The organism is Aeromonas sp. 96A (assembly GCF_051919165.1).
GTDB lineage: Bacteria > Pseudomonadota > Gammaproteobacteria > Enterobacterales > Aeromonadaceae > Aeromonas > Aeromonas veronii.
The window spans coordinates 843,049-854,341 of sequence record NZ_JBQBFE010000001.1; the positions used below are offsets into that span (position 1 = coordinate 843,049).

The 11,293-nt window shown below is 47.9% G+C and carries 12 protein-coding genes and 1 tRNA gene; 11 read left to right on the forward strand and 2 right to left on the reverse strand.

Annotation, left to right across the window (positions count from 1 at the left end; translation table 11 throughout):
* Window positions 1-5 precede the first annotated feature (5 nt).
* Window positions 6-167 (reverse strand): hypothetical protein, encoded by a 162-nt coding sequence (locus tag ACTG2W_RS03850; protein ID WP_162515169.1) that lies wholly within the window; start codon window positions 165-167, stop codon window positions 6-8.
* 49 nt (window positions 168-216) lie between these two features.
* On the opposite strand from ACTG2W_RS03850, the gene ACTG2W_RS03855 reads away from it, so the two are divergent.
* Window positions 217-292: transfer RNA gene (locus ACTG2W_RS03855), tRNA-Asn, on the forward strand.
* 793 nt (window positions 293-1,085) lie between these two features.
* Here ACTG2W_RS03855 and ACTG2W_RS03860 read toward each other — a convergent pair.
* Window positions 1,086-1,466 carry a hypothetical protein gene (locus ACTG2W_RS03860; protein WP_440016053.1) on the reverse strand — a complete coding sequence of 127 codons (381 nt, stop codon included), beginning with the start codon at window positions 1,464-1,466 and terminating at the stop codon, window positions 1,086-1,088.
* 610 nt (window positions 1,467-2,076) lie between these two features.
* On the opposite strand from ACTG2W_RS03860, the gene ACTG2W_RS03865 reads away from it, so the two are divergent.
* From ACTG2W_RS03865 to ACTG2W_RS03910, 10 genes are all read left to right on the forward strand, one after another.
* Window positions 2,077-3,327: a PIN domain-containing protein gene (locus tag ACTG2W_RS03865; RefSeq protein ID WP_182935592.1), complete on the forward strand. Its 1,251-nt coding sequence runs from the start codon at window positions 2,077-2,079 to the stop codon at window positions 3,325-3,327.
* 134 nt (window positions 3,328-3,461) lie between these two features.
* Complete coding sequence (locus ACTG2W_RS03870; RefSeq protein ID WP_106552371.1) at window positions 3,462-3,680, forward strand: hypothetical protein; 219 nt, start codon at window positions 3,462-3,464, stop codon at window positions 3,678-3,680.
* A gap of 10 nt (window positions 3,681-3,690) precedes the next feature.
* Window positions 3,691-4,215, forward strand: coding sequence for a hypothetical protein (locus ACTG2W_RS03875; protein ID WP_440016054.1), 525 nt, complete (start codon window positions 3,691-3,693; stop codon window positions 4,213-4,215).
* Window positions 4,216-4,236: 21 nt separating this feature from the next.
* Entirely contained in the window at window positions 4,237-4,734 is a 498-nt protein-coding gene (locus ACTG2W_RS03880) for a hypothetical protein (protein ID WP_440016055.1), read from the forward strand.
* Between the two features lie 59 nt (window positions 4,735-4,793).
* A complete protein-coding gene (locus tag ACTG2W_RS03885) occupies window positions 4,794-5,240 on the forward strand; it encodes a DUF2787 family protein (protein ID WP_104455767.1) in 447 nt (148 codons plus the stop codon).
* A gap of 304 nt (window positions 5,241-5,544) precedes the next feature.
* Window positions 5,545-6,777, forward strand: coding sequence for a tyrosine-type recombinase/integrase (locus tag ACTG2W_RS03890; protein ID WP_440016056.1), 1,233 nt, complete (start codon window positions 5,545-5,547; stop codon window positions 6,775-6,777).
* Between the two features lie 222 nt (window positions 6,778-6,999).
* A complete protein-coding gene (locus ACTG2W_RS03895; protein ID WP_440016057.1) occupies window positions 7,000-7,881 on the forward strand; it encodes a helix-turn-helix transcriptional regulator in 882 nt (293 codons plus the stop codon).
* A 96-nt stretch (window positions 7,882-7,977) separates the two neighbouring features.
* Entirely contained in the window at window positions 7,978-9,645 is a 1,668-nt protein-coding gene (locus ACTG2W_RS03900) for a M48 family metalloprotease (RefSeq protein ID WP_440016058.1), read from the forward strand.
* 29 nt (window positions 9,646-9,674) lie between these two features.
* Window positions 9,675-10,457 carry a hypothetical protein gene (locus ACTG2W_RS03905; RefSeq protein WP_342401807.1) on the forward strand — a complete coding sequence of 261 codons (783 nt, stop codon included), beginning with the start codon at window positions 9,675-9,677 and terminating at the stop codon, window positions 10,455-10,457.
* A gap of 52 nt (window positions 10,458-10,509) precedes the next feature.
* The gene (locus ACTG2W_RS03910; protein ID WP_440016059.1) at window positions 10,510-11,241 is read left to right on the forward strand and encodes a hypothetical protein; all 732 of its coding nucleotides are present in this window, start codon (window positions 10,510-10,512) and stop codon (window positions 11,239-11,241) included.
* Window positions 11,242-11,293 lie beyond the last annotated feature (52 nt).

Here is an 11,293-nt window from a genome sequence, read left to right on the forward strand (position 1 = left end):
CGACATCATGCTGGCATCATCAGGTTGATGCGAACCGAGCCAATAACCCCTGCGCCGGTTGGGGGCGTAATGGCAAGGGACTGATTGTGCTGAAAATAAACCGCAAAGCGCAACTTTTGGGCAAACAGTCCGAAAATCCGGTTTTCAGGAAATTCGCGGGTTGACACCCGCCGCCCTGGTCATTAATATTCGTCCCGTCTTAACGAGACAGGCAATTCCTCCTTAGTTCAGTCGGTAGAACGGCGGACTGTTAATCCGTATGTCACTGGTTCAAGTCCAGTAGGAGGAGCCACTTTTCCCTCGTAGTTCAGTCGGTAGAACGGCGGACTGTTAATCCGTATGTCACAGGTTCAAGTCCTGTCTTCGGATTGCGAAAAGAGCCCAGTTTTATAACTGGGCTTTTTCGTATCTGTCTCTCCATTGTTTCAAGCTGATCCCGCTATCCCGCGCCGCATACACTCCCACATTCCCCTCGCAGTGAACGATCCACTCTCCCTGTTTTCGCTCAACTCAAATTCGACTAACGATGACTCCGGTCCCTATCCGGTCAGCTCAGCAGGTGAATGGGTCATGATCTAGCCCAAACCAGAAATCATCCCCTCCCCTGACGTAAATCCCCCCAGAAACCCCCTCGGTCACAGCTTCCGGTCTTTCGACTGGGGAACCATGGGGATGGTCAGACCGGAGCAAGTGGCTCTGGCGTGGAGATAACACAGATTGGAAGATGGAGGCGATCACGAAGAGCAAGGGAAGAGGACTTGTTAGTGGGCAAGACCGGAGCAGCTCTGGGGCATATCCGGTCTTTGTGGCTGTAGCTAAGTTTGCCAGGAGTTGTGCAAAGTCGCGTCGATGCCGACGAGGGGGAGCGTCACGTCGACACGACCGTCGGCAGAGCCATCTTCACACGAAAAAAAGCCGCTATCTAAGCGGCTGTTCCGTAAAGATGACTACTGGTACGGGCAAATGTCAGGGTAATCAATCTATGTCTGTGAATCGATTACACTAAAATAATGCCATAAAACTTGATCTTTACAATTACCTATTGCATTAATTATTTTTAAATTACGTATATTTGTCTTTCAGTATTAGCTTGCTGAACAAATAGGATTCACAGTGTAAATTGTCTGTTCCGCCGCCATTGCACCCCCAGTTGCGAAGTCAATAGGTATTGTAAATATACCAAAATCAATAAAAATACCTAACAAACTGGTGCCATCAAAACGCCAATCAGTATGAACTGTTCCGGTTGAACACTCAGGAGCCTTAGCTTCAAGAATCGTCTTCTTACCACGTTTTTGGTTAAACATGACGGTATCTTTACCCATCTTCATCCCATCGACATAAAGGGTTGCATCAGGGTTAGCAGAACGCACAGTGATATTGTCACTTGTACCATTAATGATACCGGCGCAACCAGATAAACCCAAGCACGTGGCAAAACTCAAAGCAATCGCAGACTTACTCATCATCTCTCACTATTTAAAGCAAATGAAATTAATAAAGATATCACTTTACATGTGAGAACTAGATACATCAATACGAGTTGGTTATTTTAGTTTATAAACACTCAATATAATCGATACAAAAAACAAAGAAATCAATCATTGATTAAGCGTGCATTCAGCTTTGTAAGTAACCACACAACAATATTTACAACATTCAATAAACGGCTTACTTCGCCAACATTTCAATCCTGATATTTTCACAATCCCTATCTGGCACAAGCGTCCGCTCTTTAGGCGGAAAAACATGAGGATGCTCAGACCGGAGCAAGTAACTCTGGCGTGGAGATAACGCAGATTGAAGATGGAGAAGCTCACCAGAAACAAGGGTCGAGGAATGGTTAGCGGGTAAGACCGGAGCAGCTCTGGGGCATATCCAGTCGCTTGGGCTGTAGCTGAGTTTGCCAGGAGTTGTGCAAAGGTCGCGTCGGTGCCGACGAGGTGACGGGTCGTCACGCCGACGTGATCGTCGGTAAAACCGATCTTTTCGCCTCGAGTCTTGACCGCTTTACCTAACCTAAGGCAACATCACCACATTGATTTCAAATGAACCCATTATTGCAGAGGAATTAATATGAGAAGTATGTTCCCTGGGTATTTCAGCCCGACAGACATCCATTTTGAAAAACATTGGAAAGAATCAATATTTGTAATGGATGCTAACGTATTACTAAATTTATATCGATATTCAGATGCCACTAAAGACGAACTAAAAAATGCATTGACATCTCTTGATGGGAGAGTTTTCATACCACATCAAGCTGCCTCTGAGTTTTTGAGAAATAGGTTGACGGTCACATCTGAGCAATCAAAAGAGTATGCATCTGCGATAAAAACAATTAATGAACTTGTAAAGAAGATATCAAGTAAAGATAGACACCCATTTATTAGTGACAAGCAACTAAATGAACTAAATGATTTATCTTCTCAGATAATAGAAAGTTTAAATGAACAACAAAATGCATTACTAAATAAATTATCAAACGATGAGATCTTAGACTTTGTTGAAACAGTCTTCGAAGGAAAAACAGGCACTCCTTTCGATAAGGGTAAACTTGACGATATCATCGCTGATGGTGCGAAAAGATATGAAGCTAAGATCCCCCCTGGTTACAAGGATGCAAACAAAGACTCCACAGATATTCCGACTAGAAAATATGGAGATCTAATCGTATGGCTTCAAACATTAGAATATGCAAAGGAAAAAAACAGCTCAATTGTATTTATTACTGATGATAAAAAAGAAGATTGGTGGCTGGAGCAATCAGGTAGAACAATTGGTCCCAGACCAGAACTGATCGAAGAGTTTATAAGAGAAACAAAAAAAGACTTTTGGATGTACACCGTTAGTAAGTTTATACAAGAGACTGCCAGAATAAATCAAAAAGAACTCAATCCTGATATTATGGATGAAATCATAAAGGTTAGTGAAATGACAAAGGAGACAAACAATGCTGTCTCCCATCATAATAAAAAACCTATCTCTCCATCTATTCTAGTGTCACAAGAAATCAGCATGGCTGATGAAAATGAAAATACAGGGATAATAGTTGTTACGCTTGAGCGCCCGATGCGATATGCAACCGGAAGTGGAAAGTTCAGACCACAACTTTGCAACGTACCGGATTTGGAGGTCAAGCTGGTGGAAGGGCCAGAAAATTCGAATGGACTAACCGATATCAATTATAGTTACGGTTGTGGTACGAATAAGAATTTCAACGTGCATCTGAAAGCTAAAAGTGGAGAATTAGCGACAGGGGACTATGTTTTCCAGTATAGAGCAATTGTTGATGACATTGATGAAGACTTAGAACCTCAGGAATAATACAACACAAAAAACAGCCCTCTCTGTATCTGCTCGCTTTTCAAACACATATTAAAACCATGTTCATCCAGAACATCAGGCCCTGAGCTAACCGCTCAGGGCCTTTTTCATATCCACGATCCAAAGGACAGAACATGTTTATCCACCAAATTTTACGTAAACAAGTCGCCGCGATCAGTATCAAGCCAATGAGAGACGGCAGTATCGATTTCACGGTAAAGGGCAGCACCAAGGGAGCAATCAAAGGCGCTATCACCGGAGCTGGCATCGGTGCCAAAGGCGGTATCCCTGGAGCCGTCGCAGGCACCATCATCGGCGGCACTATCGGCTACATCACTGGGCCAGCGGACTGAGGGAGCAGCTATGGATGAGTTCATTCAAGAAGGGAGATACGCATCTCACGAAACGCTCAAGGGGTATGCCTACAGCTGGAAAACACTGAGCTTACTGATGCAGGAGGTCATTACAAACGGTATGTATGTTCCTGAGTTCCTGCCAGATGAAAATCAGCCTGTGCTGCTGGTCGTGATCAAAGAGGCGACCGTCCTCAAGGCCAAGTCCCTGCACAGCGAAGCACCTGAAGTATTGATTTCGATAGCATCCCACACAGGCGAGTCAGTCCGAGATGACGACAACGGTTACTACGCCGACTACTGGCGGTTAGCTGCGGGAACTATCAAGCTGATCGACTGTGCTGAAGATGCCGTGTTCTGGCTGCCCCTCCCCGCTGTCGAAGCATGGGAGTCATATCGCTTCTCTGGCTACGGCTCACCGTTTGATGCCTTGTCTGCCCCACTTCCTGTATTTCAGCATCTGGCCTTTGCTCTCAAGCCAGATCAAACCTCGCCTGATTTGGGCACCACTATCTACCTGAAATCCACTATCTGACGATCTCGAAGGACCCTAAGCATGAACACCAAAACCGATAAGCAAGCAGCCAAACAGCAAGTAAATACTAATGCCACAGCCAAGTTTGATGGCATACAAGCATCACCAGCCAAGGTGGTCTTGGTCAGTGGCGTAGCCACCCTCCTTTCGCCAGGCTCTACAACTACCGTGGGCTATGAGATTGGCCATGAACCCGAACAATCTGAACTGTTGATCCGTCTGACGGGCAGCAGCGGCGGAGGTCTCTGTTCCAAGGAATGGTTCGGTCTGGCGCAAGTTGTCGATCTGCTAAACGAGCAACAGCCGGATAAGGCATTTACCTCAGGCCTGTTCAAGGTGATCTGGCACTTCAAAGGCAGTAGCAATAACGCGGGGTTCCTGGCTGCCGTGCTGCGCCATCTGGAGTTGACCAAGGCAGCACCGGACGTCCGGTTCGGCCATCTGATCACGGGCAAGCATACCGAGTGGTTCGATAGCCTGAAGGCCAAACTCCCAGAAGCGACCAACGCAGTCCAGTAACCGTTCCAGCCTCCTACTCTCCCCTACCCCTTTTACTCAATCTCAACGAGAACCAAGATATGAAACCTACCCTCGTTATCACGGGCTTGCCTGTGAGGATAAGTCACGACCTGCAAACGCTACTGGAGCAGGCCATCAGCTCGGCGCTGGAGGATTTCCCTGATGAAATCCCAGATGGTCCAACACCCGCAGCCCTGACCCTCAACTATCGAGACCCAGACTACAGTGCCACCACAGGTGGTTATCACCCTGTCGAGATCCGCCTAGAACGCTGGGATGACGGCTGGCATCTGTGCTATGTCACTGACTTTGCCTATGTGGGCCAAGGCTGGTGCACTGAGTTGGCCAAGGAGTTGGATTTCGATTTCAGCATGGGTGAGTACACCCATTCGTTGATGGGGAAAATGTCACTGGCAGAGGTACATGAGTGGTTTGAGCTCTGGCAGCTTAACTTTTGCTGCTATGCCCAGATGGATGTATTCACCCTGACGGTGACACCTGACTGATCCAGTTCAGGCAAAAAGCTGAAAAGTCGCGTCGGTGGCGACGGAGCGTCGGGAACCGTTTAGGTCAATTCGTCAGCTCGTCGCCACCGACAGCAAATCTCTACGCTTGGCGAATTTTCCCGCCCAGAAGACCGGATATCGACCGGAAGTAAGCCAAGCCCTGTTCCACTTCTGGCCTGAGACCAGCATTAGGCTCAGCCAATCCCCAATCTCATCCCGGCAGCACAAGGAATTGACATCCCTGTGCTGTTTTTTCTTGGGCAGACCAACCCTACCCCACTCATCAAATGACAGGAGACTGACGATGGCAAATGCTCCCTCCCGATTTCGCTTCACTCAAAAGGCCATTGAAGCGCTACCACCGAACCCACCCCATGCCAGATCAACAGAAGCCGAATACAGTGACACCCAGATCCCAGGCTTTAAATGTCTGGTGGGCAAAGGGGAAGGTTCCAAGAAATTCCTGCTGCGTTATCTCTGGCAAGGACGTAAACGGGCTATATCCATAGGCCGCTTCCCCGATGTTGACCTGAACACAGCCAGAGAGATCGCCACAGACTATAAACGTCTGCTTTCGCAAGGCATCGACCCCAAGCAACAGAAGGAAGATAAACGGCAGGAACTCACCCTGACCGAGTTGTTTGAGCAGCATTACTTCCCCTATGCCATACACCACAAACGATCATGGCGGGATGATGCACAACGCTTTCGTGACCACCTAAAGCCAGCCTTGGGATCACGACTACTGTCAGAGATAAAGCTTGAGCAAGGCCAGGCCCTACAGACCAACTTGCTGAGCAAAGTAAAACCTGCCACCAACAACCGGATCACCACTTTGCTTAAAGCGATCCTGACTTGGAGCGTTCGAATGGGTTATCTGGAGCAACACCCAATGAGACATCTCAAAAGCCTGACCGAGAACAACCAACGCACCCGCTATCTGGACAAAGGGGAGATCAGACGGCTGTTTATGGCTGCGGATATCGATGAAAACCGTTATGCCGGTCAGTACGTCAAACTGCTGTTGCTCACAGGATTGCGTAAGGATGAATTGAGGCTGGCCAAGTGGGAACACCTCGATCAATCCCAGCTGACCCTGTTCATCCCCCACACCAAGAATGGGAAAAGTCGGATCCTCCACCTCAACCATATGGCTATGCAGATCCTCAAGGAGACCCACCCTATCGAAGGAAACCCCTATCTGTTCCCAGGACAGAAACAGGGCCAGCCGCTCAACAACGTCACCAGACCATTTAACCGGATGCTCAAGCGAGCGAGGATTGAAGGGCCAGTCTGTATCCATACTTGCCGCCACTCAGTCGCAGCCTTGATCGTCTCAAGTGGGGGAACCTTGTATGACGTGCAAGCCCAGTTGGGTCATGCCAGCAGCCAGACCAGCCAACGATATGCCCATCTGCACGCCAGCAGACTGAGGCACACCAGTACCCAAGTGGCCAACTGTGTGGAACAGGCGTTGATACCCAGCAACACGGTCCACTCAACCCTACCCCAACTCAGCCCAAACGGAGGAATTTAGGGGAAAAATGCCGACGGTCGTGACGTGCTGACGGGCAAACTCGACGCCTCGACGCGATCGTCGGCATTCCATCAACTCTCCCGCATTTTCAGATACCAAAGTCCACACTGCTATACCAACTCTGCTTACCGAAACACTCCCCTGTCGTGAAGATCCAAGTCGACACGCCCTGTCGGGCACCTCCGTGACACTTGGATACCTTTGACTACGATGCTCCCCTAGATGGCAGAACACGACACCCTAGCCCAACGCCTCGGCGTGATCCTGACCAAGCTCAACAACGGGCAGCGGTTGGTGATCTCCGAGTTGGCCCACGAGTTCAATGTCTCGGCTCGCACGATCCAGCGAGACCTGAACGTCAGACTGGCTTATCTACCGCTGGAACGTGACGGACAAACCTATTGGCTTGACCCTAGCTATCTAGGGAGAACCACCACTCCCGCCATTTTGAGACTGTGTGAGCAACTGGGGGCCAAAGCTTTGTTCCCGGATGATCACGAAAGTCTGATCAAGCTCTGGCTCAACCCTGCATCAACACCTGTATTCGTCCTTTCCGGCTTTCAACTCGATGAAGATGACAGCCATTACCAATGGCTGAAGCCACTTGCCAAGGCAATCAGCCAACAGCTCAACGTCAGGCTGACATGGGTGGGCGAGCCAGCAGAGCAAGAGATTGAGCCATATCGTCTGGTCAATAAGCGGGGCCGCTGGTACTTGGCAGGGGTAACGGCGGATACGCCATTTATCGAGCCTTTGTCGAGTATCGCCAGCGTCCAACAGATAGATACGCCAGCAACGATCAGCGAGTCACAACAGCACCTTCTTCAACGCCTCATCGAGCAAGAGGCCATCCCTACTCACGAAGTCGTGATCAAGGCAGCTTCGCCTATCGCCCACGAGTTCAAGCTTCGGAACATCCTCCCCGAGCAGGCACTGATCCGAGAGCTGGAGGATGGCAGCGTCTTGCTGGCAAGCCGCGTTTTTAGTGGTTCTCAATTGTTGCCTGTGATAAAAACCTACATTCCCTATTTAGAGGTAGTTTCCCCTAAAGGTATACAGCAATTGGTAAAACGTGACCTCAAAGCCCTACTTAGCCGGATGTGAGCAGATTTTTTCACGCCAATTAATTCACTTCCCGACACCAGCTGTCGGGGGCAATCACCACTATAGATAGCCTAACAAGCAAGGAGAAAAATCATCATGGAGTCCCCTACGATAACTAAACAATCCGACCTTATTTTACGCAGTCATGACGATTATGAAGTTGTCTTCGAACACATTGCTGCCCACCTACAAGCAGAGGGCGGCACCATCAAGGTTGCTGACCGAGCCAAGGGGATACTGGAAGCATCTTGGAAGTACGGTATCAATCCGTTCGGGTTGCGCGTTACCGTGAATTTCAGCTCGCCAGAAGAAGGGATTGTTGAGATATCACTGACAGGCTCTTTCGCTGATGCCATAGATACTTTCGGTACGGCCAAGAAGAAAGCCAAAACGATCGCAGAAGTTATCACATCCCCTATCAATAGGACAATATGGCCGTTACACGAAGAAAAGACTACAGATCACGTCCCTATGCCAATCGAGATACCGATAAATACGCAACAGGTTAATATAACGGCCCCCACAGACCATAACAATGTATCGGTGGCACAACTGAAATCACTATCAAACGCGAAATTCCTTAAATGGTTCCTGTTGTTGAACGGGGGGCTGGTTATTGGCCTTGTGTGGACAGGCCCCGGCGCACTAGCTATACCATTTTTAGGTTTTACTGGTGCATTGCTTTCGCTGATGTTTTGTAAATGGTTGGCTAAACGGGCACATGGAGTCAAAGTTATTGACCATCGTTATCCAGCATCAGACGAGGAAAAAAAGCTATATGAAATGGTCGCTGAGCTGGCAACACGTGCAGGGCTGGACTGTGTACCCGAGGTTGGTGTTTATGACAGTCCAGATATAAATGCATTCGCTACAGGCTCCTCCCCCAGTAATGCACTTGTTGCCTTTAGCTCCAGCCTTTTGAATAAAATGGATCGAGAACAGATACAGGCTGTCGCAGCGCATGAAATTGCTCATATAGCCAACCGAGACATGTTAGGGACTGTTCTTTTACAGGGAGTTATCAATAGCATTGTTTTAATAGCTACCCTACCGCTTAACATATTACGTGTACTGAATATTTTTGGTGATAGCTTCAGCTGGGTTGTTGAATTTACGTTATGGCTAATTAAAACGATAGCGGCTCTTGTACTGACCCTTCTGGGTAGTTTAGTTGTGAAGGCGTTCTCAAGATCACGAGAATATCGGGCTGATGCTTTTGCGGCAGTACTTTTGGGTAAAGGCCCCATGATGAATGCGCTGAAGTCACTCGCAAATGACACATCCAAGATACCTCTTGAACAGAGTGCTTATGCAACGTTCAAAATATCAGGCCGACTCGGCTTCTCAGAAATATTTTCAACACATCCACCAATAAGCAAACGACTTGCCGCACTTGACGATGGGACCTATATCCCTGCGACTGACAATATAACTAAACTCACAGTTAGTGACTCAACACAACCACAAGTACAGGAAGTTCAGGAAGTTCAGGAAGTTCAGACGACTACGATTGACCAAGTTCATCATCGTGGCAAGCGAAAATCTGTTATGGCCCTGATGATGCTTTTCGGTGGCGGCTTGGGGTTACATAAATTTTACGCTGGAAACTGGGGCTGGGGTCTTATCTATCTCGCTGGCTGCATAACTTGGATTCCTGTTTTTCTATCTCTTATCGAGTTTATTCGGGTGCTTTGCCTGACTCAAGAAGATTTCGACAAACGTTACAACCTTCAAAAAATTAAAGCATTTCAATGGATTTGGTAATTATTATTTGTTTTTACAATGGAGCTATTATGTTTAGAAAAACTGCTTGTTCGATTTTAGTCATGACGTTATCTGGCTGCGTTTCCAATGGAGATGATTTGGGTTCTGCCTTGAACAAGGTCGTAGATGATGCACTTGCGCCGCTCGATAACATTGCCGCTGGACTTGATCCCAACGCGACTCAAGAAACTTCGATGCCAGCGCAAAAGGAAAAATGGACACCCACCGAGAAAAATTGTGAGGCTATCAAAAATAGTGCTGGAATACATGTTAGAGCAAAGCAACAACAGTGCTTATCAATGTTACAAGGCAAGGCTGTAGATGAAACCCAGTCACTTGCAAAAGCGCTTACCCCAAGAAATGCCCCTTATATCACTAATATTGGCACGCCACTAGCCGACGAGGGTAGAGATGAAATTTTGCACTCTAATTCTGGAGCCATCAAGCGCCACGTGCTCGTAAATAGACGAGTGGAGCTTACTGAAGCTGGATTTTCGTTAGATTATAAACCCGTCAATTTCCCTGATATTGCTATGGGTGAATATCAGCTGGTGAGATCAAATGAATGTTCTTCAGGGTATGGAATGATGCAGGCTCTTTGGGTCAATACAAAATCAGGAAATCCTGGTGCAGCAAAGGTCCATTGTTTTCCAACCTCTGGTTCATCTGAGCTTCTTAACGTAAAGAATGACATGAATCGAGCGCTTTATAGTAATGCAAAAGGATTTCGAGTGCTGACAATCAATGGTGAGCTACTAAACAATAAGGCTTATGTTGATGTATTCATGTCTGAACTCCAACAAATCAACTGATATATAAATTTATTTAAATTAAATGGATATAACGTAGTGAAGGGTATGTTCGATGAAACATTTTAATAAAATTTTATTAGCCGCCTCTCTATCTTTATTGATAACCCCTGCTGCTCAAGCCGGATGGTTCAGCAAACTGGACGAGCAGACCGTAAAAGGAGGAGAGCTGGAAAGCTGCCCAGGCGTGACCTTGGAACAGCAGGCCGATAGCTTCTTTAAGGATCCCGAGTGGTCGGCAGGCAAAGCCGCTGATGGCCGCAAGTTGGTCAACGTGAGTGGCACGTTCACATATGGAGATAGACCTGTTCGTGGCCTGCTCCAGATGTGGATCCAAGGTGAAGAGTTCAGCGTGGAAGCCTTAGAGATAAACGGCCAGCCACAATCTGACCTCATGATCGATGCACTGCTAGATAAGATGTGCGAAGCAGCCAAAGAAGAAGCCGCCCCCCAAACAGCTCTACATGGGAAACAGCCCCTCCCCTTCATCGGCAAGCGTAGCTTTAACTTTGCAGGTGGAAGTGGCACAGAGCGATACATCACGATTCAACAGAACGGCCAGACGGTGATCGAAAGCTGTGGGGCATCCCTGATGGACGACAATGGCAACTTCCAGGAGCCAAGCTGCTCGGTGGATTGGAAAGGCCCGTTCGCCATCCCCCTCAAGACAAGCTCAGCTATGTATCGGGTCGACAAGGAGCGGATCTATCAGATTGAGCCAGACGGCAGCCCAGCCCGAGACTGTATGGCATCCAGAGAGGATTGCAGCGTCAGTTTGTATGAGTAGTGCTAGGTTAGTGACAGAGGCGGGAGAGATCCCGCCTTTTTTTCGGTCAGTA

Bases quoted from the DNA above. Each gene is read 5' to 3' on its own strand.
- ACTG2W_RS03860 (WP_440016053.1), bottom strand. From the start codon at position 1,466: ATGAGTAAGTCTGCGATTGCTTTGAGTTTTGCCACGTGCTTGGGTTTA.
- ACTG2W_RS03865 (WP_182935592.1), top strand. From the start codon at position 2,077: ATGAGAAGTATGTTCCCTGGGTATTTCAGCCCGACAGACATCCATTTT.
- ACTG2W_RS03870 (WP_106552371.1), top strand. From the start codon at position 3,462: ATGTTTATCCACCAAATTTTACGTAAACAAGTCGCCGCGATCAGTATC.
- ACTG2W_RS03875 (WP_440016054.1), top strand. From the start codon at position 3,691: ATGGATGAGTTCATTCAAGAAGGGAGATACGCATCTCACGAAACGCTC.
- ACTG2W_RS03880 (WP_440016055.1), top strand. From the start codon at position 4,237: ATGAACACCAAAACCGATAAGCAAGCAGCCAAACAGCAAGTAAATACT.
- ACTG2W_RS03885 (WP_104455767.1), top strand. From the start codon at position 4,794: ATGAAACCTACCCTCGTTATCACGGGCTTGCCTGTGAGGATAAGTCAC.
- ACTG2W_RS03890 (WP_440016056.1), top strand. From the start codon at position 5,545: ATGGCAAATGCTCCCTCCCGATTTCGCTTCACTCAAAAGGCCATTGAA.
- ACTG2W_RS03895 (WP_440016057.1), top strand. From the start codon at position 7,000: ATGGCAGAACACGACACCCTAGCCCAACGCCTCGGCGTGATCCTGACC.
- ACTG2W_RS03900 (WP_440016058.1), top strand. From the start codon at position 7,978: ATGGAGTCCCCTACGATAACTAAACAATCCGACCTTATTTTACGCAGT.
- ACTG2W_RS03905 (WP_342401807.1), top strand. From the start codon at position 9,675: ATGTTTAGAAAAACTGCTTGTTCGATTTTAGTCATGACGTTATCTGGC.
- ACTG2W_RS03910 (WP_440016059.1), top strand. From the start codon at position 10,510: ATGAAACATTTTAATAAAATTTTATTAGCCGCCTCTCTATCTTTATTG.